The organism is Draconibacterium halophilum (genome assembly GCF_010448835.1).
Taxonomy (GTDB): Bacteria; Bacteroidota; Bacteroidia; order Bacteroidales; family Prolixibacteraceae; genus Draconibacterium; species Draconibacterium halophilum.
Genome location: NZ_CP048409.1, coordinates 4,445,531 through 4,468,698, shown reverse-complemented (window position 1 = coordinate 4,468,698; position 23,168 = coordinate 4,445,531). Strand labels below are relative to the sequence as shown.

General features: G+C 41.4%; 21 protein-coding genes and 1 pseudogene. 18 read left to right on the top strand and 4 right to left on the bottom strand.

What is annotated here, in order from left to right; translation table 11 throughout:
- Window positions 1-73: 73 nt before the first annotated feature.
- A complete protein-coding gene (locus tag G0Q07_RS18180; RefSeq protein ID WP_163348492.1) occupies window positions 74-538 on the top strand; it encodes an SPOR domain-containing protein in 465 nt (154 codons plus the stop codon).
- Window positions 531-2,429 carry an amidophosphoribosyltransferase gene (locus tag G0Q07_RS18175; RefSeq protein WP_163348491.1) on the top strand — a complete coding sequence of 633 codons (1,899 nt, stop codon included), beginning with the start codon at window positions 531-533 and terminating at the stop codon, window positions 2,427-2,429. The genes G0Q07_RS18180 and G0Q07_RS18175 overlap by 8 nt, the downstream gene beginning before the upstream one ends.
- An 80-nt stretch (window positions 2,430-2,509) precedes the next feature.
- Here the strand turns inward: G0Q07_RS18175 and G0Q07_RS18170 are convergent, their stop codons facing one another.
- Both G0Q07_RS18170 and G0Q07_RS18165 read right to left on the bottom strand, forming a co-directional pair.
- Window positions 2,510-3,469, bottom strand: a complete 960-nt coding sequence (locus tag G0Q07_RS18170; protein ID WP_163348490.1) for a GNAT family N-acetyltransferase — start codon at window positions 3,467-3,469, stop codon at window positions 2,510-2,512.
- A gap of 170 nt (window positions 3,470-3,639) precedes the next feature.
- A complete protein-coding gene (locus tag G0Q07_RS18165) occupies window positions 3,640-4,491 on the bottom strand; it encodes a 1-acyl-sn-glycerol-3-phosphate acyltransferase (protein ID WP_163348489.1) in 852 nt (283 codons plus the stop codon).
- A gap of 378 nt (window positions 4,492-4,869) precedes the next feature.
- Between G0Q07_RS18165 and G0Q07_RS18160 the strand changes: the two genes are divergently transcribed.
- The 16 genes and pseudogenes from G0Q07_RS18160 (at window position 4,870) to G0Q07_RS18090 (ending at window position 21,805) form a co-directional block, all read left to right on the top strand.
- Window positions 4,870-5,316 (top strand): division/cell wall cluster transcriptional repressor MraZ, encoded by a 447-nt coding sequence (locus tag G0Q07_RS18160; RefSeq protein ID WP_163348488.1) that lies wholly within the window; start codon window positions 4,870-4,872, stop codon window positions 5,314-5,316.
- A gap of 5 nt (window positions 5,317-5,321) precedes the next feature.
- The gene (rsmH, locus tag G0Q07_RS18155; protein WP_163348487.1) at window positions 5,322-6,227 is read left to right on the top strand and encodes a 16S rRNA (cytosine(1402)-N(4))-methyltransferase RsmH; all 906 of its coding nucleotides are present in this window, start codon (window positions 5,322-5,324) and stop codon (window positions 6,225-6,227) included.
- A 46-nt stretch (window positions 6,228-6,273) separates the two neighbouring features.
- Entirely contained in the window at window positions 6,274-6,579 is a 306-nt protein-coding gene (locus tag G0Q07_RS18150; protein WP_317165151.1) for an FtsL-like putative cell division protein, read from the top strand.
- A gap of 181 nt (window positions 6,580-6,760) precedes the next feature.
- Window positions 6,761-8,680 carry a penicillin-binding protein gene (locus G0Q07_RS18145; RefSeq protein WP_262888024.1) on the top strand — a complete coding sequence of 640 codons (1,920 nt, stop codon included), beginning with the start codon at window positions 6,761-6,763 and terminating at the stop codon, window positions 8,678-8,680.
- A gap of 1 nt (window position 8,681) precedes the next feature.
- The gene (locus G0Q07_RS18140; protein ID WP_163348484.1) at window positions 8,682-10,139 is read left to right on the top strand and encodes a UDP-N-acetylmuramoyl-L-alanyl-D-glutamate--2,6-diaminopimelate ligase; all 1,458 of its coding nucleotides are present in this window, start codon (window positions 8,682-8,684) and stop codon (window positions 10,137-10,139) included.
- Window positions 10,140-10,148: 9 nt separating this feature from the next.
- Window positions 10,149-11,399: a phospho-N-acetylmuramoyl-pentapeptide-transferase gene (gene mraY, locus G0Q07_RS18135; RefSeq protein ID WP_163348483.1), complete on the top strand. Its 1,251-nt coding sequence runs from the start codon at window positions 10,149-10,151 to the stop codon at window positions 11,397-11,399.
- On the top strand, window positions 11,400-12,737 hold the full coding sequence (gene murD, locus G0Q07_RS18130) for a UDP-N-acetylmuramoyl-L-alanine--D-glutamate ligase (protein WP_163348482.1): 1,338 nt from the start codon (window positions 11,400-11,402) through the stop codon (window positions 12,735-12,737).
- Window positions 12,737-13,957 carry an FtsW/RodA/SpoVE family cell cycle protein gene (locus G0Q07_RS18125; protein WP_163348481.1) on the top strand — a complete coding sequence of 407 codons (1,221 nt, stop codon included), beginning with the start codon at window positions 12,737-12,739 and terminating at the stop codon, window positions 13,955-13,957. The genes murD and G0Q07_RS18125 overlap by 1 nt, the downstream gene beginning before the upstream one ends.
- A gap of 64 nt (window positions 13,958-14,021) precedes the next feature.
- Window positions 14,022-14,399, top strand: a pseudogene (locus G0Q07_RS21355) (UDP-N-acetylglucosamine--N-acetylmuramyl-(pentapeptide) pyrophosphoryl-undecaprenol N-acetylglucosamine transferase); the annotation flags it as partial.
- 293 nt (window positions 14,400-14,692) lie between these two features.
- Complete coding sequence (locus G0Q07_RS20885; protein WP_394366527.1) at window positions 14,693-15,127, top strand: UDP-N-acetylglucosamine--N-acetylmuramyl-(pentapeptide) pyrophosphoryl-undecaprenol N-acetylglucosamine transferase; 435 nt, start codon at window positions 14,693-14,695, stop codon at window positions 15,125-15,127.
- A gap of 4 nt (window positions 15,128-15,131) precedes the next feature.
- The gene (gene murC / locus G0Q07_RS18115; protein WP_163348480.1) at window positions 15,132-16,520 is read left to right on the top strand and encodes a UDP-N-acetylmuramate--L-alanine ligase; all 1,389 of its coding nucleotides are present in this window, start codon (window positions 15,132-15,134) and stop codon (window positions 16,518-16,520) included.
- On the top strand, window positions 16,517-17,269 hold the full coding sequence (locus G0Q07_RS18110; RefSeq protein WP_163348479.1) for a cell division protein FtsQ/DivIB: 753 nt from the start codon (window positions 16,517-16,519) through the stop codon (window positions 17,267-17,269). The genes murC and G0Q07_RS18110 overlap by 4 nt, the downstream gene beginning before the upstream one ends.
- A 2-nt stretch (window positions 17,270-17,271) precedes the next feature.
- Window positions 17,272-18,555 carry a cell division protein FtsA gene (gene ftsA / locus G0Q07_RS18105; RefSeq protein WP_163348478.1) on the top strand — a complete coding sequence of 428 codons (1,284 nt, stop codon included), beginning with the start codon at window positions 17,272-17,274 and terminating at the stop codon, window positions 18,553-18,555.
- Window positions 18,556-18,566: 11 nt separating this feature from the next.
- Entirely contained in the window at window positions 18,567-19,925 is a 1,359-nt protein-coding gene (ftsZ, locus tag G0Q07_RS18100; protein WP_163348477.1) for a cell division protein FtsZ, read from the top strand.
- A 33-nt stretch (window positions 19,926-19,958) separates the two neighbouring features.
- A complete protein-coding gene (gene ftsZ, locus G0Q07_RS18095) occupies window positions 19,959-21,338 on the top strand; it encodes a cell division protein FtsZ (protein ID WP_163348476.1) in 1,380 nt (459 codons plus the stop codon).
- 17 nt (window positions 21,339-21,355) lie between these two features.
- Window positions 21,356-21,805, top strand: a complete 450-nt coding sequence (locus G0Q07_RS18090; RefSeq protein ID WP_163348475.1) for a GatB/YqeY domain-containing protein — start codon at window positions 21,356-21,358, stop codon at window positions 21,803-21,805.
- Window positions 21,806-21,863: 58 nt separating this feature from the next.
- Here the strand turns inward: G0Q07_RS18090 and G0Q07_RS18085 are convergent, their stop codons facing one another.
- Together G0Q07_RS18085 and G0Q07_RS18080 are read right to left on the bottom strand one after the other, a co-directional pair.
- Window positions 21,864-22,187, bottom strand: a complete 324-nt coding sequence (locus tag G0Q07_RS18085) for a hypothetical protein (protein ID WP_163348474.1) — start codon at window positions 22,185-22,187, stop codon at window positions 21,864-21,866.
- A gap of 502 nt (window positions 22,188-22,689) precedes the next feature.
- Window positions 22,690-23,127, bottom strand: a complete 438-nt coding sequence (locus G0Q07_RS18080) for a peptidylprolyl isomerase (RefSeq protein WP_163348473.1) — start codon at window positions 23,125-23,127, stop codon at window positions 22,690-22,692.
- Window positions 23,128-23,168: the final 41 nt, after the last annotated feature.

Below are 23,168 nucleotides of genomic sequence, written 5' to 3'. Positions count from 1 at the left end.
GTAATGTGCATAAAAACCGTTCTTGTTTTAGATGTTTTTAAAGTATATTTGCACACTCAATAAAAAAGGAATAATGAGGACTTTTTTGCTGGTTTTAGTTGGTCTGTTGGCCACAAATTTCTTGTTTGCTCAGGTTGATTTTTCTGAAGAAATTGTTGCTGATACAAGCAGCATTGCTATTTTGGAACGACTGGATGTGAACAGAGACGCACGGCTCGACAAAATGCTAAAATGGCATATTGAAAAGAACCAAAAAAGAGAGGGGATGGATGGATACAGAGTTGAGATCTTTTTTAGTTCGAGTTTAGACGCTAAAGAGCAAGCCCTTAACCTGAAAACTGAATTTCTGACAAACTACCCCGATTTTCCCGTTCATATAAAATTTATTGCACCGAACTTTCGGGTTCGTGTAGGCGATTTTAGAACGAAAAATGAAGCTTTGAAGTTGTATAAGCAAGTTCAAGAAGACTATCCCGCTGCTTTTATTGTTCCTGATGTAATCGAATTTCCATTGTTGAAACAAAATCAGTATGAGTGACCAGATTAAACATGAGTGTGGTATTGCTTTAGTTCGTTTGTTAAAACCCCTTTCTTATTACCATGAAAAATATGGTACCTGGAAGTACGGACTGAACAAGATGTACCTTTTAATGGAAAAACAGCACAACCGGGGACAGGACGGCGCCGGAATTTGCTGTGTAAAATCAGACCTCGATCCTGGGAATCCGTATATAAGTCGGTTCCGCTCGGTTGAGCCCAATCCAATAAAAGATGTTTTTGATAAGGTAAATAAACCTTTGAAAAAAGCCAAGCGCCACAACTTCGATATAAACGACCCTGAATGGGCCGAAAACAACTTTCCGTTTGCCGGGACCCTTTATCTGGGGCACCTGCGCTACGGAACTTTTGGAAAGAACAGTATTGATTTTACGCATCCGGTAATGCGCCAAAATAACTGGAAGTCGCGTAACCTGGTATTGGCAGGTAACTTTAACCTGACCAATACAGATGAGCTTTTTAATGTATTACTTAACCTGGGGCAGCACCCAAAAGCTTATACTGATACCGTAACTGCACTTGAAAAAGTGGGCCATTTTTTAGATGAGGAAAACCAGTATCTTTTCCGAAAATATAAAAACGAAGGCTGCGGTAATAACGAGATTTCACCGTTGATTGAACAAAACCTCGATATTCAGAACATTTTGGAACGTGCCTCAAAAGACTGGGATGGAGGTTATGCTATGGCCGGATTGATTGGCCATGGCGATGCTTTTGTTGTTCGCGATCCGTGGGGGATTCGTCCGGCGCACTATTATGCCGACGATGAAATTGTGGTGGTTGCTTCAGAGCGCCCCGTAATTCAAACGGTAATGGATTTGCAGGAAAGCGATGTGCAGGAAATTGGCCCGGGAGAAGGATTGATAGTAAAAAAGAGCGGAAAAATTTCGAAAGAGATGATCCGTGTGCCGCATAAAAGAAAATCGTGTTCGTTCGAACGCATTTATTTCTCGCGTGGTAGCGACAAAGCAATTTACCAGGAGCGAAAGCAGTTGGGGCGTTTGCTAACACCAGTTGTTTTGGAAGCTGTGGATTACGATTATGAAAATACTGTTTTCTCGTACATCCCGAATACAGCAGAAACCGCCTTTTATGGATTGGTTGAAGGCGTTCGCCATCATTTGGTAGACTGGAAAATCGATCAGATTCAGCAGAAAAACGGAGCATTAACCGATAAGGATATTAAGCGCATTTTGTCGTTTGAGCCGAGGGTGGAGAAAATTGCCATCAAAGATGTAAAGCTGCGAACTTTTATTGCAGATGATGCAAGCCGCGATGATTTGGTGGCCCATGTTTACGACGTTACTTACGGAGTAATTCAAAAAGATAAAGACACGCTGGTAATTATCGATGATTCGATTGTGCGTGGTACAACCTTGAAAAAGAGTATTTTAAAAATACTTGACCGGTTGAAACCTAAAAAGATCATTGTGGTTTCATCGGCTCCGCAGATTCGTTATCCCGACTGTTACGGAATTGATATGGCTCGTTTAGATAAATTTATTGCATTTAATGCCGCTATCGAGTTGCTGAAAGATCATGGTAAAGAGTCGGTAATTCAGCAGGTTTATAAAAAATGTAAGGAGCAGGAGAATTTGCCAAAAGAAGAAATGGTGAACTATGTACGCGAAATTTATAAGCAGTTTACTGCTGAGGAAGTCTCTGCAAAGATTGCCGAATTGTTGAAGCCGGAAGATTGTAATGCAGAAATTGAGATTGTGTATCAGTCGATTGAAAACCTGCATAAGGCTTGCCCAAATGATTTGGGCGACTGGTATTTTACCGGTAATTTCCCAACTCCGGGAGGAAACAGGGTGGTAAACGGATCGTTTATTAACTATGTTGAAGGTAAAGACGCCAGGGCATACTAGAATTTCTGGTTTTGTGTTGATAATAAAAAATGGCCCGATGTTTTTAAAACATCGGGCCATTTCTTATTGGTAAATTTCTATTATTCCGGAGTTGGCCATTCATCGTCTTCTTTACCTTTTATATAAGTTTCAATGTGGCGATCGACTTTTACTTCGTAAATATCTTTAATCGTTAAAATTATTCCGGTTTCAAGTACATTTCCAAATACCTCATTCTTAATCGTTCCAAAGGTTTTCATTGAGGGCGAGAGGTTCATATAGGCATTAACCAGCGGAGGAATGTTTTCTCCGTATATCCTTACATTTTGGACCAGAGTTTTATAATCTTCTTTATATCCGGGACCCACAAAAAGCTTCTCCATGGCCGGGATATCGATGTTGAATTCAACAGGATTAAAAGGATATACTAAGTCGTCTTTGTCGCGGAAATACTTTTTAAAGAAATACTGAATCAGATTACGAGCTTCATTATGAAAATGCTCGTACATCGTAATTTTTCCAAAGAAATATTTGATCTCTGGATGGTCAACAGTCAAAGCTCCCAGCCCATCCCAAAGGTTGTCGAGGGCAAACAGCGCTTTTGCTCCGGCTTTGCTCGACTGGTAGGCAGGTTGTACAAACGACCGGCCCAGTTCGAGAGTATAAGGCAGGTAGTTCTCCTCAAATTCTTTTGAAAAATGAAAAACCCTGGAAGTAGCTAGTTTTATATCGCCATTTTTATCACGTGGTGCATCTGCACACAACACATAGCGGTAACCACCTAATATTTCTTTTGCGTCAGGATCCCAAACAATCAGTTGTTTATAGGGATTTTCTGCAGTATCATAACTGTCAATGTCGGTTTCTTTACCTGTGCCGCCTCCGGCATTTCTAAACGTGATTTCCCGCAAACGCCCCAACTCGTGCATAATTGCGGGCGAATCATGTGCCGTTATAATATATATTTCGTTGCCACCTTTGTTGGTTGTCCGAAGTAATTTTTCAGGAGTTAGCTCTGCATAAATTTCTTCTCTTGATATAGGTGTTATTATGTCCTTCATTTGAAATCTTTTATCTTTCAGTTCCCCTCCAACTCCCGAAACCTGGTGAGTAAAAATGTGTCTCAGCGACATTACGCTAAATTTACTTACTTGTTTCGGGTTCACATTCTTTTTGAAAATTGGACTACAAAATTAAAAAAATCATGTGAATGCTGTTCGATAATTCTGTTTTAATTTGCTGAGCCTGAACTTTCTTTTAGTTTATATACTTTGTCTTTTACCCATTCAGCCCACTCGCGGTACGTTTTCGTATTGTCGAAAGTGGTATATGGAATTGGTTTCCCAAAATAAAGATGCACTTTGGTATTTTTGTGTTTTATTGTCTCGTCGGGCAGGAAAAACATTTCCAGGTTCCATTTTATTCTCAAAAATTTTCGGAGTTTGGCGATGCGATAAAACCTGTTCGAATTTCGTCCGCTAATAAAAACAGGAACAATGTCGCGTTGGTGTTTTACGGCTTTGCTGATAAAATGCTTTTTCCACTCCAGATCAACAATTTTGCCTTTGATTTTTCGTGATGCCAGCCCCGATGGGAAAATCAGAATCTGATCTTCCGAGTTGTAGCATTCTGAAAGCATTTTAGCGGCCTTGCGCTCATGTCCGCCGTGTTTATTTACAGGAACAAAAACCTTGGCCAATTGTGGAATATTGAGCAAAATGTCGTTCGATAAAAATTTGAATGATCCCAAACGCGCTTCCACATTTTTCATGAGAAGCATCCCGTCGAAACCTCCCAGCGGATGATTACTGACAAATATATAACGCCCTGTTTCAGGTATATTTTCAATGTTGTGAACGTATTCCTGAACATTGAACTCTTCAACAACATTTTCCACAAAATCAATTCCTTCTAGATGACCGTGCTTTTCAAGAAAAGTGTTCACTTCATCGAGGTGCAGAATGTTGTTCAAATAGCGATATACAAAGCCCGGGATAAACTTTGCCAGTCCTGGATTTTTGGCGGCAAAAACCTCCCTAATCCGAATTGGCTTGTAGCTTTTAGTGCTATTTTCTGTAGTCATTTCTGGTTTATTTGCGGCGGCAATTAACTAAAAATTCCTTAATCTGAAAAATCTAATATTTCTGATTTTTTCCCTTTAATGATCGCGTCTTTAGCTTATTGTTGAAGATGGTTTTTTTGAATTGGAAGGTAAAGAATGAAATATATCTACCTGAAAGCGAGTTATTAACGTTGTGTTGATTGCGTTTTGTTGTTTTTAAATGGCTGTAAATCAATAATTAAAGCTTTGTTTTTAACAGAAATGAACAGGTTTTAAACATTTTGCAGCAGGTTTATTAACAGAAAGTATAAAAGTCGAGGTGTAATGAAATGGAAGAAAATGGCATGAAATGGAATAAAATTGTATTTTTACCATTGATAAAAAGATTTTTAGGACTTTATGGCATTTTTTGCAGGAACATATCAGGCTACCATCGATGATAAAGGACGAGTCGTTCTTCCGTCGGCTTTTAAGAAGGCGATGGGCGAAGCTATTCCTGATCAGGTTGTTCTGGAGAAAAACCGTCTGGGAAAATGCCTTGATATTCATCCGATGGAAGTGTGGCAGGAGAAGGTGGAGAAATTTCAGGCAAAAGTACGTGCCAGCACCAACCCTGCACATTTTGCAGCCTTGCGGCAGTATTTCCGAAATTTTGCTCCGGTTAGCCTTGCAGCAAATGGTCGGGTAAATATTCCTGATGAATATTTAAAGTACGCGAACCTGGAGGGCAAGGTGACATTTCTTGGAATGGGCGCCTCAATAAGCCTGAGCAACGAAGACGTGGCGCAAGCCGACGATATTTCTGATGAGGCCTATCTGGACATGTTGAGAGAATTTGATTTGTAGGGAAGATGTCTGACGTTTATCACATACCGGTTTTGGCAACCGAGAGTATCGAGGGGATGAATTTGCATCCCGGAGCCAGTGTTGTTGATGCTACCTTTGGTGGTGGCGGACATTCAGCAATGATATTGAATGCGCTTGATAGCGGCGGTCGCCTGTTTGCTTTCGATCAGGATGAAGATGCTGCCGGGAATACCATAGAGGATGACCGGCTTTTTTTTATTCGTCATAATTTTCGTTACATCCGTAATTTTTTACGCTATAACGATGTGGAGCAGGTAGATGCAGTATTTGCCGATCTGGGTGTGTCGTCGCATGAGTTTGATGAGGCGGAGCGCGGCTTTTCATTTCGTTTTGATGCGCCGCTGGATATGCGCATGAATCGCGAAGCAGGCCTTGATGCTGCCAAAGTTGTAAATGATTATGATGAAAAACGGCTTTGGGAAATCTTTCGCATGTATGGCGAAATTAAAAATGCGCGAAAACTGGTTGCACAAATTGTAAAAGCCAGAACGGAGGCTCCAATTACCACTACCACACGTTTGAAAGAAATTGCATCGTCGTGCGCTCCAAAAGCAATCGAGAATAAATATTTAGCACAGGTTTTTCAGGCCGTGCGCATTGAGGTTAACGAAGAGATGGAGGCCTTGCGCGAATTTCTGTCGACTTCGCTTGAGGTATTAAAACCCGGCGGACGTTTGGTGATTCTTACTTATCACAGCCTGGAAGATCGCTTGTGCAAGCACTTCCTGAAATCAGGGAATTTTGAAGGAAAGATAGAGAAAGATTTTTATGGAAATGTGCAGTCGCCTTTCAAAATAATAAACCGAAAAGTGATTGTGGCCGGAGACGAGGAATTGAAAGCAAATCCAAGATCAAGAAGTGCAAAACTGCGAATAGCTGAACGAATTTAACGATGGCAGAGCAAAATAAAAATACACGGAAGCGTACGGGGATGAAATCCTTTATCGGGGTACCATCCTTACTGATGAGCGCACATTGCGGCAGATGCCGTTTGTGGGTTTTCTTGCGGTTTTGGGATTGCTGTTGATTACGAATCGCAACTGGTCAGAAAGCACGCTGCGCGAAATTGTAGTGTTGCAGCAAGAATTGGAAGAGTTGCGATCAGAATCAGTGACGCTTTCTGCCAAGCTGATGGACGCCAGCCGGCCATCGGAAGTAGCAAAACGAGTTGCAGAGGCCGGAATTGGTTTACAAGAACCAATGCGTCCGCCTCAAAAAATAACAGTTGAAAAAGAAGATTAGAAGTGGGAATCAGAAAAACCATATTGTCGCGTATTGCAATTGTATACTTCGTGTTGACGTTGTTTGGTGCCGTGGTTGTGGTTAAACTTGTTTCTGTTCAGCAAATTAAAAATGAGCGCTGGCAGAAAATAGAGAAAAACCTGAGCAATAATACAGTAATTATCCCGCCGGTTAGGGGACAATTTGTGCCGATGATGGTAGTGTTTTGGCAACCTCGGTTCCGGGGTACAAAATCCGTATCGATTTGGCAGCCGAGGGCGTTAAAAAAGTGTTCGATAACGAAGTGGATTCATTAGCCTGGTATTTGTCCGCTTTTCATAAAGATGCTTCGCAACGCGAATATGCGAGAAGGTTGCGTTCGGCTTATAAAAACAGAAATCGTGGTTATCTGCTTACGCCTCAAAAAATAGATTATAATCAATTACAGGAATTCAAGAACTTCCCGATTTTACGCCGCGGACGATTTGGTGGCGGAATGATTCTCGAGCAGGAGAACAAACGGCTCAATCCGCTCGGAATATTGGCTCAGCGAACAATCGGAAGCCTGAATAAAGCCAATGCGCTTACTCCTGTTCCGGTGGGTTACAACGGGCTCGAGCGTTCGTATGAAATGTACCTGCGTGGTGAAAATGGTATTAGTTATAAGCAAAATCTTTCGGGACGTTGGGTAACCCGCACCGAAATTGAACCTCAAAACGGGATGGACATCATTACTACCATCGATGTAAAAATGCAGGACATTACTGAAAGTGCTTTATATAAGCAGGCACTAACTTCGAATCCGGAGTGGGCAACTGCAGTGTTAATGGAAGTAAACACCGGAGAGATTAAAGCGATTGCTAACCTCGGAAAAACGAAAGATGGTTTTTACGAAAAAGATAATTACGCTTTGGGTCATCGTGGATGTTACGAGCCGGGATCAACATTTAAGCTTGTTTCGTTAATGGTGGCACTGGAAGATGGAGTGGTTGATACCAGCGATGTGTTTGATACCGGAAATGGTTATTGGGCACAGGAGAATATTACCGATGATCATGCTTGTGGAAAGGTGACTGTAAAACAGATTCTGGAGCAGTCATCAAATATTGGTACTGCAAAGGTTATTTTGTCTAAATATACAGACAATCCTGAAGATTATGTGGACCGTATTTATGGATTTGGCATTCAAAAACCTTTGGAGCTGGAACTGGCCGGAGAAGGACAACCATATATAAAATACCCTGGCAATGCTGACTGGTGGGGGACAACCACATTGGGTCGTATGTCGTATGGTTACGATTTGCGTCTCACTCCGCTCCAAATATTAAATTTCTACAACGCTGTTGCCAATGATGGTGCAATGGTAAAGCCGCGTTTGGTAAACGAAATTCGCAATAACGGAGCTTTGGTAAAAACCTTTAAACCCGAGTTGCTCAATCCGATGATTGTTTCGAAAGAGACGATTGGAAAAGCGCAGGCAATGCTCGAAGGTGTTTGTCAGAAAGGAACCGGGCGCGGAGTTCAAGGCGAGCATTTTAAAGTGGCGGGAAAAACCGGAACAGCAAGAGTAGCTCGCTCGGATGGTAAAGGTTACGAATACGGTGCTTACTACGCGTCGTTTGTAGGCTATTTCCCGGCTGATAATCCAATGTATTCGTTGATTGTAACATTTAAAAAACCACGAAACTCGATCTACGGAGCAGCTGTTGCAGGCCCGGTTTTCAAAGAGATTTCCGAAAAAGTATACGCCAGCCAGATTATGAATGCCACTCCCGAAAGCGATAACCGTGAAGGAGAAGATATTCCACAAATAAAAAGTGGGCAGCGAGATGATATTCTTCGTTTGGCGGAAGAGCTGGAATTGAAAAATGTACGTGGATTACCCGAATCAAGAATGGTTTCGCTGAATACTCAAGACAGTACAATTGTATTAGAAGAAAATGTGGTTTCGGTAAATGCAGTACCCGATGTCATTGGAATGGGGGCCAGCAACGCCATTTTTCTGCTGGAAAACGCTGGTTTGAAAGTAAAAATAAACGGAATAGGAAAAGTAAAAAAACAATCGTTAAAACCCGGAAGCTCTTATCGCCTGGGACAAACGGTATATATCTCATTAAGTTAAGATGAAGCTAAACGAGTTATTGGAAAATATAGGGATTATTGAATGCATCGGTGACACCGATAAAGATGTTGTGGGTATTCAATTTGATTCAAGAAAAATCAGCTCAGATTATTTGTTTGCAGCACAAAAAGGTGTTTCAGTTGACGGGCATCGTTTTATTGGTGTTGCAATCGAAAAAGGTGCCACGACAATTGTTTGCGAAGATCTTCCGGAAGAAATAAAACCGGAGATCGCTTATGTTCAGGTTGAGGATTCCAATAAAATTTTAGGAGAAATTGCAGCTGCTTTTTATGGTTTGCCGTCATCAAAAATGAAAGTTGTCGGTGTAACCGGAACAAACGGGAAAACCAGTATTGCCAGTTTACTGCATAAACTTTTCCGAATGCAGGGCTACAATGTTGGCTTGCTTTCAACAATATCTTACAAAATAAACGAGAAAGAAGAAGTTGCTTCACATACCACGCCTGATGCTTTAAAAATTCAGCAGTTAATGGCTGAAATGGTGGCCGCCGGATGCGAATTTTGTTTTATGGAAGTGAGTTCGCATGCCATCCATCAGCAGCGAATTGCAGGCATTGAGTTTGCCGGAGGTATTTTTACCAATATCACGCACGACCACCTTGATTATCACAAAACTTTTGCAGAATACATAAAAGCCAAAAAGGCTTTTTTCGATGGGCTGTCGGAAGATGCTTTTGCACTTGTAAACGCCGACGATAAAAACGGCTTGGTAATGTTGCAAAATACGCAAGCGCGGAAGCTCACTTATTCCAATCGTACCATGGCCGATTACCGTTGCAAGGTAATTGAAAGTCATTTCGACGGAATGTTGCTGAGTATGGATGAGCAGGAAATCTGGACTCGTTTTGTTGGCTTGTTCAACGCGTCAAATCTATTGGCTGTTTACGCCACTGCCGTTGAATTGGAGCAGGATAAAAACGAAGTGTTAACTATTATTAGCGATTTACAATCGGTACAGGGCCGTTTTGAAACCATTAGAAGTGAAGATGGCAAATATGCTATCGTTGATTATGCCCACACGCCCGATGCATTAAAAAATGTGTTGGAAGCAATTTCAGAAATAAGAACAAGAAATGAACAGGTGATTACTGTTGTTGGTGCCGGTGGCGACCGCGACAAAACAAAACGCCCCGAAATGGCGCAAGAAGCTTTGGCTGCCAGCGACAAGGTGATTCTTACTTCGGATAATCCACGAAGTGAAGATCCGGAAGAAATTATAAAAGACATGGAAGCCGGCGTTGAGCCGCAATATAAAAACAAAGTGGTGTCGATTGTGAGCCGCCGTGATGCAATAAAAACAGCGGTGATGCTGGCACAGCCCGGTGATATTATTCTCATTGCCGGAAAAGGACACGAAGATTACCAGGAAGTAAATGGTGTGAAGCATCATTTTGATGACAGAGAAGAAGTGAAAAACTGTTTTGGACTAAAAAATTAAAAACAAGATATGTTTTACTGGCTATACGAAATTTTAGCAGGACACGATATTCCGGGAATTGGAATGTTGCCGGGTATTTCATTTCGCTCAGCAGCAGCCATCATTCTATCGTTGTTTATTACTACGATTTTTGGAAAAAGGGTGATTCGCATTTTGCAGCGCAAGCAAATTGGCGATGAGGTGCGCGATCTTGGTCTGGAAGGACAAATGCAAAAGCAGGGAACGCCAACAATGGGTGGAATTATTATATTGATGGCCATTATCATTCCAACCTTACTTTTTGCCCGCCTCGATAATATCTACATCCTTTTAATGCTGATCACCACTATATTTTTGGGACTGATCGGTTTTGTCGACGATTATATCAAGGTATTCAAAAAAAATAAAGAAGGATTAGCAGGTAAATTCAAAATATTAGGTCAGGTAAGTTTGGGACTTTTTGTGGCCGCTACATTATTTATTAGTGAGGATGTAAAAGTTCGTGAGCATTTAAGTGATGAGAACGGAATTAGCTTGACAGAAGAAGTTATTGATCCCGCTACCGGGGAGACGACAACACAATTTGTAATGGAAGATGTTAAGTCTACCAAAACAACCATCCCGTTTATTAAAGAGAATGAATTTGATTATGCATGGCTGGTTGCTTTTGCCGGTGATGCCGCCGGTTGGTTGAAATGGCTGGTTTATGCCTTTGCCATTATTTTGATCATTACAGCCGTTTCTAATGCGGCCAACCTTACCGATGGAATTGACGGGCTGGCAACCGGTACGTCGGCGATAAGTGGTGCTACGCTGGGCATTCTGGCGTATGTAAGTGGTAACGTAATTTATTCCGATTACCTGAATATCATGTACATTCCGAACACCGGTGAATTGACCGTTTTTATTGCCGCATTTATCGGGGCTACAGTTGGCTTTTTATGGTACAACTCATTTCCGGCACAAGTATTTATGGGCGACACCGGAAGTCTGGCACTGGGTGGAATTCTGGCTGTGTTTGCCGTTATTATCCGCAAAGAAATTTTGATTCCGTTGCTGTGTGGAATTTTCCTGTTAGAAAATCTGTCGGTGGTTATTCAGGTGTTCTGGTTTAAGTACACCAAACAAAAATATGGCGAAGGACGCAGGGTGTTTTTAATGAGTCCGATTCACCACCATTTTCAGAAAAAAGGTTTCCCTGAACCAAAAATTGTAACACGCTTTTGGATTGTCGGAATTATTCTGGCAGTGATAACAATAGCAACATTAAAAATGAGATAGGTGAAAGGATTGGTAGCCATATTAGGAGCAGGCGAAAGCGGAGTTGGAGCAGCCATTCTTGCACAAAAAAAAGGATACCATGTATTTGTGTCTGACCTTGGAAAGATTAAGCAGAAATACAAAGACGTTCTTTCAAATAATAAAATCGATTTTGAAGAAGGCCATCATTCGGAAGAGAAAATCTTAAGTGCTGAGTTGGTCGTAAAAAGTCCGGGAATTCCCGAAACAGCACCGCTGGTAAAACAACTAAAAGAGCAAGGTACTCCTGTAGTTTCGGAAATTGAATTTGGTGGTCGTTTTTCGTCGGCAAAAACCATTTGTATTACCGGAAGCAACGGCAAAACAACAACCACTTTGCTGACTTATCATATTTTGCAAAAAGCAGGACTGAATGTTGGACTGGCAGGAAACGTTGGGAAAAGTTTTGCGTGGCAGGTGGCCGAAGAAGATTTTGATGTGTATGTAATCGAGTTAAGCAGCTTTCAGTTGGATGGAATGTACGATTTTAAAGCAGATGTGGCTGTGTTGATGAACATCACGCCTGATCATCTCGATCGATACGGCTACGATATGCAAAACTACACCGATTCAAAATTCAGGATTCTTCAAAATCAAACCGCAACCGACTACTTCGTTTATTGTGCCGACGACGAAGTGATTCAAAAAGAAATAAATAAAAGAGAGATAAAAGCTGCTCAACTTCCTTTTGGGTTGGAAGAGGCTGCCGGGCCTGGAGCAGGAGTGAGAGACAATCGGATAATTATCAACTTTAATAAAAATCAATTCAACATGTCGATATTGGATTTATCGTTACAAGGGAAACACAATACCTACAACAGCATGGCCGCAGGCATTGCAAGCAAGGTGTTAAAAATCAGGGATGAACAGTTGAGAGAAAGTCTTTCTGACTTTACAGGTGTTGAGCACCGTTTGGAGCGCTTTCTTAAGGTTCATGGAATTGAGTTTATTAATGACTCGAAAGCAACGAACGTAAATTCATCGTGGTATGCGTTGGAAAGTGTGCACAAACCGGTGATTTGGATTGCCGGTGGTGTAGACAAAGGCAACGATTATACCATGTTGCAAGGCCTTGTAACAAATAAGGTGAAAGCCATTGTTTGTCTGGGAAAAAACACTGCCAAGCTGCACGAAGCTTTTGGCGATTGTGTTGCCGATATTGTAGACGCATCCAGCATGGAAGAGGCTGTGAAAGCAGCTTACTACCTTGCACGAAATGGCGACACCGTACTTTTATCGCCGGCGTGTGCAAGTTTTGATTTGTTTGAAAATTACGAAGACAGAGGAAATCAATTTAAAAAAGAAGTAAGGAATTTGTAATGCAACATTCCATTCTGAAATTATTTAAGGGCGACCGCGTGCTTTGGATGGTGCTGATGCTTTTATCGGTTTTGTCGCTGCTAATTGTGTACAGTTCAACAGGTGCATTGGCTTATCGTGTGGCCTCCGGGAATACCTTGAAATACTTGTTTCGGCAGGTAGGATTTTTGGGTGCCGGAATTGCCGTTATTCTTGTAATGGTAAATGTGTTGCCCATAAAATTGTATTCAAAGCTCGCGTGGTGGGCTTTACTGGCGAGCATCGGATTTTTGGTTTTTTCAGTGCTGATGCGCGGAACACAGTTTGTTTCTGTCAGCGGACGTACGCTTAATTTTTGGGGAGCAACTTTCCAACCGGCTGAAATGGCAAAGATTTCATTGGTGTTGTTTTCAGCTAAGATTTTAGGGAAACGCCAAAAAACAAAAGGTGATTTGTGGGAAGCATTTAAGAAGATAATTTTTTATACGGCTATTGTTTGTGGTTTGATTTTTATATCCGATTTCTCAACCTCGGCATTGCTTTTCGCAACAATTATGACCATGATGTTTTGTGGCCGGATTCCATTAAAATATTTGTTTTCGCTTGTAGGTATAGGGATTGCTTTGGTGGTAACAATTTACTTTACTGCCGATCTTTTGCCGGATAGTGTTGGCCGTGTGCATACCATAAAGGGGCGAATTGAACGGTTTATAAATCCACCGCCACCCGAAGCATCGCAGGGAATTACCCAGGCCGATTATGCAAAACTAGCCATTTATTCCGGAGGAATATTAGGAAAAGGTCCCGGCCATTCCGATGTAAGTAATTATATGGCCGCTGCATATAACGATTTTATTTTTGCCATAATCGTTGAAGAATATGGTTTGTTGGGAGGTATTGCGGTAATCATGCTTTTCCTGATTTTCTTTTTCAGGGGAGTGGTCATTGTCAGACGAGCCACCCGGACTTTCCCGGCTTTTATGGTAATTGGGCTAACATTGGTGCTGGTTTTTCAGGCCATGATAAATATAGGCGTTTCAAGCGGAGCGTTACCGGTTACCGGTCAGCCGCTGCCGTGGATAAGTCTCGGAGGAACATCGCTGCTGTTTACTTCAATGGCTTTTGGATTGATACTTAGCGTGAGTCATCAAAATCAGCAAAACAAAGAGGTTGCCGAGCAACCGATTATGGTAAAAGCGCCGGATGAAGATTACGAAATAGAAAATGAAACAGTCAATTGAGTAACACTGGAGAATAAATGATTTTTATCTCACCCGGAAATGGGGAATATAAAAATTGCGAAAGATGAAACAAAAGATAAATAGAGTTATAATAAGTGGAGGTGGTACCGGAGGACATATTTTCCCGGCATTGGCCATTGCCAACGAAATTAAAAAGCGCAATCCTGACGCCGATATTTTATTTGTTGGCGCTGAGGATCGTATGGAAATGGAAAAAGTACCTGCCGCCGGTTATAAAATTATTGGTTTGCCGGTGATGGGATTTCCGCGAAAACCAAGCATGAAAATGTTTACGTTCATCAAAAAGCTTAGGCAAAGTGCGAGGCTTGCTAAACTAATTGTGGCCGATTATCATCCTGAAGTGGCGATTGGAGTTGGTGGTTATGCCAGTGGCCCGATGTTACGGGCGGCTGCACGAAATAAGGTGCCCTGTTTAATTCAGGAACAAAACTCGTATGCCGGAATCACCAATAAACTGCTGAGCAAAAAGGTGAATTCTATTTGTGTGGCTTACGATAAGATGGAACGATACTTTCCGAAAGAAAAGCTTGTTTTTACAGGAAACCCTGTGCGTCAAAATCTGATTGAGAAACAAAACAGAAAGGCAGCGCTGAAATTTTTCGAATTAAAAGAAGCTGATAAGGTTATTTTAATTGTTGGCGGTAGTCTTGGTGCACGTTCAATAAATCAGGCGGTGCTAAAAATAGTAAAGAAATTGCCGCTTCAGGTGTTCAGGTGGTCTGGCAAACCGGAGCGTATTATTTTGATAAAATTCAGGAGGAACTCAAACGATCAAAACCGAAAAACCTGCAGATCCATAAGTTTATATCACGTATGGATTTTGCATACGAAGTGGCTGATTTGGTGATTTCGAGAGCAGGAGCAGGAACCATTTCAGAATTGTGTTTGGTTGGTAAGGCGTCGTTATTGGTGCCGTCGCCAAATGTTTCGGAAGATCATCAAACAAAAAATGCGATGGCTTTGGTGGAGCAAGATGCTGCTTTAATGGTGCGGGATGATGAGATTAATGAGAAATTATTTCCCCTGGCTTTTGAGGTGGTTAACGATAAAGATCGTTGCAACGTGTTGGCAATAAATAGTAAAGGGTTGGCTAAGCCAAACGCTACCAAACAAATAGTTGATGAAGTTGAAAAATTAGTGAGACAATAAACGAATGGACAACATTCAGAAAATAAAAAATGTGTACTTCCTCGGAATTGGAGGAATTGGGATGAGTGCATTGGCCCGTTTTTTTAAATTCTCGGGACGCAATGTGGCAGGGTACGATCGTACACCAACAGCGTTGACTGATGCACTTCAGAAAGAAGGGATTGATGTGCATTTTGACGACGATATTAGAAACATACCGTCGAAATGGAATCCGGCAGAAACGATTGCTGTTTATACACCGGCTTTGCCCGACGAACATCAAGAATTGAACTGGTTTAAAAGTCAGCCAATTGGTTTGTTTAAACGAGCCAAAGTTCTCGGTATGATTTGCAACGAACATAAGGGAATTGCAGTGGCCGGCACACATGGCAAAACAACAACAAGTACTATTGTCACTAATATTCTGAGCAAAACAGAACAGGGATGTGGTGCATTTCTAGGTGGTATCTCGAAAAATTTCAGAAGTAATTTGGTTCTTCCCGAAAATGATTCGCCATGGATTGTTGCTGAAGCAGATGAATTTGATCGTTCGTTCCTGCACCTGAAACCGCAATTGGCGCTGGTTACTTCTGTTGATGCCGATCATCTGGATATTTATGGCGAAAAAGAAAAGATAGTTGAGTCGTTTGAGAAGTTTATTTCGCAGATCAGACCCAACGGAAGCCTGGTGGTAAAAGAAGGGGTAGAACTTGATACTTCGAAAACGGCGGCAAAAGTTTATACCTATTCGTTAAAGGGCAAAACAGATTTTGCAACGATGAATATACAACTGAATACGGATTCTGGTTTTTATACTTTCGATTTAAAAACTCCGGGAGGAATAATTACCAACTGTAAAATGAATTATCCGGGGCTGGTAAATGTGGAGAACACAGTCGGCGCCAGTGCTTTGGCGTGGCTGGCAGGTGCCTCGGCAAATGCTATTAAAGCAGGGATTGAAGATTACGAAGGTGTAGCCCGTCGTTTTGATATTCGCTACCGCTCGGAACAGAAAATTTATATCGACGATTATGCACACCACCCCGAGGAACTGAAAGCATTTATATCTTCGGTTAAGGCATTGTTTCCTGATAAAAAGGTGACCGGTATTTTTCAGCCTCACCTGTATTCGCGCACCAAAGATTTTTCCGCAGAGTTTGCACATAGTCTGGATTTGTTGGATAAAGCCATTCTTATTCCACTTTACCCTGCACGTGAAGAACCGATTCCGGGTGTTTCTTCCGCTATCATTTATAAACAAATGAAGCTGGAAAACCGAATGTTGGCCGAGCGAGAAGAAGTATTGAAAATATTAAAATCAGACCGAAATGAAGTCGTATTAACAATGGGTGCCGGTGATATCGACCGGATGGTTGAAAGTGTAATCGAATTATTGGAGAGTAAAGAAAAATGATAAAGAAGTTTGCAAAAATAGGCAGTTTATTGGTGTTGCTGGTGTTTCTGCTAGTAACATTGGCGTTTACTTCGCTGGAGTATAAACATGCCAATTGCAACGATATTGAGATAAATTACGATCCGGAGGAAGTAATTAAGGTGGATCGGTTGGAGCTGGTGAACCTGGTAAAATCGCTTGATAAAGACATAATCGGGAAGGATTTAGACAGCATTAATACGGTGCAAATTGAACAGGCGATTGAAAAACACGAGGCAATATTGAATGCTGAGGTTTATAAAGTAGTTACACGCACTGATAGCGCCACATTTAAAGGAGTACTGGCAATTAATCTGGAACATCGGAAACCGGTTGTGCGCATTTTTTCTGACAAAGGAAATTATTACCTCGATGAGTTTGGAGGCAAAATTCCCGTTTCGACAAATTACGCGGCCAATGTGTTGGTAGTTACCGGAGATATAAGCGAAGAGTTCGCAAAAGAAACGCTTTTATCTTGTGTGTTAGCGATTGAAGAAGATGAATTCTGGAATGCACAAATTGAGCAAATTCATGTGCAAAAAGATGGCGATGTGATTTTGATTCCTTTGATTGGCGATCATACTATTGAGTTTGGTAGCCTGGAGAATTACCCGCAGAAACTCCGGAATATGAAAGCTTTTTACAAACAGATTATGGCAAAGAATAATTGGAACAAGTATAAAACGATCAGTTTAAAATATAAAGATCAGGTAATAGCAAAAAGAAGGTAATTATGGCTTCAAAAACAAATCTTTCAGTTGTTATCGATATGGGAACCTCAAAAATGGTTGCCCTTGCAGGTCAGGCAACTCCCGAGGGTAAAATGGAAATCCTTGGTACTGCCCAGGTGCCATCAAGAGGCATAAAAAGAGGTATGATTTTTAATCTTGCCGATGCTACGGAGTCTATCACAACAGTGCTGGAACAACTGGATGCACAGCTCGAAGAGGAGATCACGGTTGTTGATGTGGCATACGCAGGAAAACGTATGCGAACAATCGATTACAAAGCATCCCGTTTTACGGGTGAAGGTGGCGTGGTAACAAGTTTGGATATTGATGAGTTGTACACTGAAGCGAAAAACCTGCAGATTAAAAATGATTACCGGATTCTGAAAGTTATTCCTGCCACGTTTGTAATTGACGATGAAATTGAGGAACTAAAACCTGTTGGAGCCACAGGGAAAAAGATTGAAGCCCGGTACAAACTGGTAATTATGCCTGATCAGGAATACCAGATTTTAAACCGTGTGTTGGAAACTGTGGGCGTTGAGTTGGGCGAAGTATTCCATTCCTCGCTGGCATTGGCAGAGGCCGCGCTCTCAAAGCCCGAAAAAGAAATGGGTGCTGTGGTACTCGATATTGGTGCCGGTACTACTAACCTGGCCATTTATTATGAAAATGCACTGGTACACTCGGCCGTAATTCCGTTTGCCGGTGCTGTTATTACCAACGATTTAAAAGTGGGCTGTTCCACATTTCTGGAAAAAGCTGAGTTGCTAAAAGTGCGTTACGGACAAGCTTTGGGCGATCAGATAAAAACCGAAGATACCGTAACAATTGCTAAAAATAACGGATGGGAGCCCAAAGAAATTACCATTCGAAGTTTGGCCTACATTATACAGGCGCGTTTGGAAGAAATTGTTGATTGTGTGGTTGCCGAAATCGAAACATCGGGAGTTGCCGATCGTTTGGGAACCGGAATTGTTCTTGCTGGCGGAACTTCAAATCTGGGGCATATAATTACGCTCGTTAAATTTCATACCGGTTTGGATGCTCGAATGGCCCACCCGGTAATTCTTCCAGCCAATCGTCGTGAAGAAGCAAAAAATCCTGCTTTTTTAACCGCTTTGGGAGCTTTAAAACTTTCTATAGCGAAAAATGTTGGAGAAGATAGAACCTTGCCGGAGCCAAAAGTAAGCCGAAACGGACGGGGTATAATGACCAATATGAAAGGAGCTTTGCAAAGTGCGATCAATTTTTTTGGCGACGACAACGAAGACCTTGAATTCAATTAAAACAAAAAGATATGACCGAAGAATTAGCAAATTTTCAATTTCCGAAGGCAGCATCATCAATTATTAAGGTAATTGGAGTTGGCGGTGGTGGTTGCAATGCGGTCAATCACATGTTCGAAGAGGGAATAAAAGGTGTTGATTATATCATCTGTAATACCGATTCGCAAGCCATGGATAACAGCTCGGTACCAATTAAAGTTCAGTTGGGGACCACATTAACTGAAGGTAGAGGTGCAGGAAATAAACCTGAAAAAGGAGCTGAAGCTGCCCGCGAAAATTACGAAGACCTTAAGAAGGTGCTGGGTGACAATACAAAAATGCTTTTTATTGCTGCAGGAATGGGAGGAGGAACCGGAACAGGTGCTGCTCCGGTTATTGCCAGCCTGGCTCGCGAGTTGGATATCTTAACCATTGCAGTGGTAACAATTCCTTCTCCGGCCGAAGGAAATAAACGTCGTGCTCAAGCGCAGCAAGGCATTGATAAAATGGCCGAGTTTGTCGATAGTATGCTGGTGATTAGTAACGATAGATTGCATCATATTTACGGCGATTTGCCGGCAAGTCAGGCCTTTAAAATGGCTGATAATATTGTGGCAACTGCTGTTAAGGGAGTTGCTGAAATCATAACCGTTCACGGAAATGTAAACATCGACTATACCGATGTGGAAACAGTAATGCAAAAGAGTGAAGTTTTCATTATGGGAACCGGTTTTGCAACAGGCGAAGGTCGCGCGATGGATGCTGTGAATGCTGCACTGGAGTCGCCATTGCTGGATAGTAACGATATTTACGGAACAAAAAATATATTGCTGAATATTATCTCGGGAAGTGAAGAAATCAGGATTGGAGAAATTGGAGAGATTATTGAATCGTTGCAGGAAAAAGCCGGTAAAGATGCCGATATAATATGGGGCAATGGTTACGACGAACGACTTGGCGATAAAATTAGTGTTACTATTCTTGCCACCAGTTTTGACACCAATCCCAACAAGGAATTGCAGCCCGAAAAGGAGGTGCAAAACTTTAACCTCGACGATGATCTTGAAGAGCCTGTTGATGATAAAGAACCGATAAACGAAGCAGTGGAGACGATTAATATCGAATTAAACAAAGAAAAACCATACGAACCAGAGCCAGAGCCGGAAGAGGAAGAGACAATTATGTTTGTTCCTCCGCAACCAAAACAAAAACCAAAGTCAAAACCCAAACCAAAGGGATTTGGCTGGAAGTCAAAAGAAAAGACCAAAACCAGGGAAAAGGCTGAGAAAAAGAAAGACGAGCCGGTTCCCGAATCGAATATCGACAATTGGTTTTATAAAAATTTTGGCAGCAAGATTTTTAACGACGACGAGGATCAACCTCTTGATTAATAACGACAAAACAGGGTGAAGAAAATGGATGATATGGCTGATTTTGTAATGGAAAAAACACCTGGTGCCGAGATTAAGGTAATAGGCGTTGGTGGCGGTGGTGGCAATGCTGTAAACCATATGTTTAAGCACGGTATTCGCGATGTAGATTTTGTAATCTGCAATACCGATGCGCAAGCTATGGAGGCAAGCGCTATTCGTTCCCGGGTTCAACTGGGAGCGTCATTAACCGAAGGACGTGGAGCAGGCAATAAACCTGACGTAGGCAGACAGGCGGCTATTGAGAATATTGAAGATGTAAAAAAGACTTTGGCGGAAAATACAAAAATGGTATTTATAACTGCGGGTATGGGCGGAGGAACCGGTACCGGAGCCGCCCCGGTTATTGCGCAGTGCTGTAAAGAGCAGGGCTATTTAACCGTGGCAATTGTTACCATTCCGTTCCGAAATGAGGGGAAAAGGCGCATAAAACAAGCTTATGAAGGTATTAAAGAACTGGCTACCTATGTTGATTCTCTCCTGGTAATTAATAATGAACGTATTCGTGAAATGTTTGGCGATTTTGGAATATCCGAGGCATTTGCCAAAGCCGATAATGTTTTGGCCACGGCAGCAAAAGGAATTGCCGAAATTATTACTGTGCCCGGATACATAAATGTTGATTTTGCCGATGTGGAAACAGTGATGCGAAAAAGCGGAATGGCAGTTATGGGAACCGGTGTAAGTGATGAAGAAAATCGGGCAGAAGATGCCGTTAAAAAGGCGTTAAACTCGCCATTGTTGAACGACAACGAAATTCGCGGAGCAAGAAATATTCTGGTAAATATTAACTCGGGAAGCAACGAAGTTACCATGGATGAAGTAGGAAGGATTACCGACTACGTTCAAAATATGGCCGGCTTTGATGCCGATTTGATTTGGGGAAATGGAAAAGATGAAACTTTAGGAGAGAAACTGTCAGTAACTGTTATTGCCACAGGATTTCCAACCAGTATAATTTCCGAATTGTCGGAGCAAAGCCAGCGAAAGGTTGTTTCGCACACGCTCGAAAAAGAATCGGTATCATCGCCTAAAAGTAAGCGTTTATCGGAACAAAAAAACGAAAACAGCAGAAACCAGTCAACTTTTGAATTTAATGTTAGCAACGAAAGTAAAAACGATGAAGACGAGTTTGAATCGTTGTACCCAATAACATCGCGCGAACGAAGTAGTGCGGATAAAGAAATTGATGTTAATGATTATGCCAGCCTGAGCGACGACGATGTGGACGAGTTGGAAAATGTACCGGCTTTTAAACGTCGGAATATTAGAATAAACGACCCAAAATATAAACGCGACCGATCGGGATACTCCATAAATCGCGACAACCAAATTTCAGACAGAAACAGTTATTTACACGATAACGTAGATTAATAAAAAAACCAAAAGTTATGGCAATATTAGATCAAATTAACGACGACATAAAAGCGGCCATGAAAGCTCGCGAAAAGGAAAAACTTGAAGCCTTGCGTGGTATAAAAAAAGTTATGCTCGAGGCGCAAACTGCAAAAGGTGCCGGAGAAGGTTTAGCTGACGAAGATGCGCTGAAAATTATTTCAAAACTGGCAAAACAGGGCTCCGACTCCGCCAATATTTACAAAGAACAGGGTCGTGAAGATCTTTATGAACAGGAAATGCAGCAGGTAGCAGTTTTTGAAAGCTATCTTCCAGAAAAAATGTCGGATGAAGATTTAACAGCTACGGTAAAAGAGGTTATCGAGCAGGTAGGTGCTACCAGTATGAAAGACATGGGGAAAGTAATGGGAATTACTTCGAAGAAACTGGCCGGTAAGGCCGACGGTAAAGATATTGCTGATAAGGTTAAGGCTTTATTGAGCTAAAGAAGCATCTAATTGAAGCAGAAAAGCAGGTTTGTGATATACAGACCTGCTTTTTTGTTTAATCTTCTATTTGATCAGCTACGTGGTCCAGATCAGCATATTTATCTTCGTAATTTTGTTTGATCTCATCTTTTAAAAATCCGTCGTCATCATAGTCGTCATCCTCGTCAACCAGGGCAACAGCCTCGTTTTCGGTCATTCTTAACATGTAATACTTGTCTTCGGTTTCGAAAGGTAAAACCGTTATTTTTTGACCGGTTTTATTAAAAAAATGGATGAGATTGTCAGCAAAACCTTCAGCATAAATAAGTTTAATTTGCTGTTGTAACTGCTTATCCAGTTTGCTGTAATCTTTAATTACTTTAGGTTTATTATTCGCCATTTTTTGCTAGTTAATTGAGTGAAAAACAATTTTAATAAATCAAAAAATCATTGGTTTTAATCTTCGCTACTGTCAGATTTTAGTTTTAGATTACCGAAACAAATAAATAGGATGGAAACGACATTTGCAATAGCTAAATATTAAATTTTTCATTTTTCATAAGTAAACTTTTCGGGTCAAAAAGTAGAATTATAGAGAACAGTTTGTTATGCTTTGTTTTTAATGCTGTTAAGGATTTGTTGTGCGGGTTTAATACAGTGGAGTTCTATTACTATTAGCATTTTGGTCTATCGGTTGTGTTTTAGATGATGTATTGATTTATGCGGAAAAAGAAAAAACAGAATGTTAGAGTTAAAAGCAGTTGGAAACGGTAGAAGAACTTTTTGAAATGAGAAAACCAGAACCGGTGCAAAATAACGATTTAGAAAGAAAAGAAATTCGGAATCGGGCATAAAAAAAGGGAACCTGAAAATGGGCTCCCTTCGTTTTATTGTTGGTGAATTTATTCTTCCGAAATAATTATTTTTTCAATTTCATCCCCTTGTCTGATGTTGTCAATTACATCCAGGCCTTCAAAAACTCTTCCAAAGCAAGTGTGATGGTTATCAAGATGCTGTGTGTTTTCGCGGTTATGGCAGATAAAGAATTGCGATCCACCGGTGTTTTTTCCGGCATGTGCCATTGATAAAACTCCTTTATCGTGGTATTGGTTGTTTCCGTCCGTTTCGCAATCAATTGAATAGCCTGGTCCGCCAGCTCCGGTTCCGTCCGGGCATCCTCCCTGGATTACGAAGTTAGGGATCACACGGTGAAAAGTAAGCCCGTCATAAAAGCCCGATTCAGAGAGCTTAATAAAATTGGCAACAGTTCCCGGAGCATCTTCTTCGTAAAACTTAACTTTCAGTACTCCTTTTGAAGTATGTATCTCAGCTGTTTTCATTCTAAAATTTTTTAATTCGGCACAAATGTAGAAAAAAAGAA

Excerpts from the sequence above, each read along its gene's own strand:
- ftsZ (WP_163348477.1), top strand. The coding sequence starts at position 18,567 with ATGACCGAAGAATTAGCAAATTTTCAATTTCCGAAGGCAGCATCATCA.
- G0Q07_RS18180 (WP_163348492.1), top strand. The coding sequence starts at position 74 with ATGAGGACTTTTTTGCTGGTTTTAGTTGGTCTGTTGGCCACAAATTTC.
- G0Q07_RS18175 (WP_163348491.1), top strand. The coding sequence starts at position 531 with ATGAGTGACCAGATTAAACATGAGTGTGGTATTGCTTTAGTTCGTTTG.
- murC (WP_163348480.1), top strand. The coding sequence starts at position 15,132 with ATGGACAACATTCAGAAAATAAAAAATGTGTACTTCCTCGGAATTGGA.
- rsmH (WP_163348487.1), top strand. The coding sequence starts at position 5,322 with ATGTCTGACGTTTATCACATACCGGTTTTGGCAACCGAGAGTATCGAG.
- G0Q07_RS18125 (WP_163348481.1), top strand. The coding sequence starts at position 12,737 with ATGCAACATTCCATTCTGAAATTATTTAAGGGCGACCGCGTGCTTTGG.
- G0Q07_RS18085 (WP_163348474.1), bottom strand. The coding sequence starts at position 22,187 with ATGGCGAATAATAAACCTAAAGTAATTAAAGATTACAGCAAACTGGAT.
- mraY (WP_163348483.1), top strand. The coding sequence starts at position 10,149 with ATGTTTTACTGGCTATACGAAATTTTAGCAGGACACGATATTCCGGGA.
- G0Q07_RS18080 (WP_163348473.1), bottom strand. The coding sequence starts at position 23,127 with ATGAAAACAGCTGAGATACATACTTCAAAAGGAGTACTGAAAGTTAAG.
- G0Q07_RS18160 (WP_163348488.1), top strand. The coding sequence starts at position 4,870 with ATGGCATTTTTTGCAGGAACATATCAGGCTACCATCGATGATAAAGGA.
- G0Q07_RS18110 (WP_163348479.1), top strand. The coding sequence starts at position 16,517 with ATGATAAAGAAGTTTGCAAAAATAGGCAGTTTATTGGTGTTGCTGGTG.
- G0Q07_RS18090 (WP_163348475.1), top strand. The coding sequence starts at position 21,356 with ATGGCAATATTAGATCAAATTAACGACGACATAAAAGCGGCCATGAAA.
- ftsA (WP_163348478.1), top strand. The coding sequence starts at position 17,272 with ATGGCTTCAAAAACAAATCTTTCAGTTGTTATCGATATGGGAACCTCA.
- ftsZ (WP_163348476.1), top strand. The coding sequence starts at position 19,959 with ATGGCTGATTTTGTAATGGAAAAAACACCTGGTGCCGAGATTAAGGTA.
- G0Q07_RS18140 (WP_163348484.1), top strand. The coding sequence starts at position 8,682 with ATGAAGCTAAACGAGTTATTGGAAAATATAGGGATTATTGAATGCATC.
- G0Q07_RS18165 (WP_163348489.1), bottom strand. The coding sequence starts at position 4,491 with ATGACTACAGAAAATAGCACTAAAAGCTACAAGCCAATTCGGATTAGG.
- G0Q07_RS18170 (WP_163348490.1), bottom strand. The coding sequence starts at position 3,469 with ATGAAGGACATAATAACACCTATATCAAGAGAAGAAATTTATGCAGAG.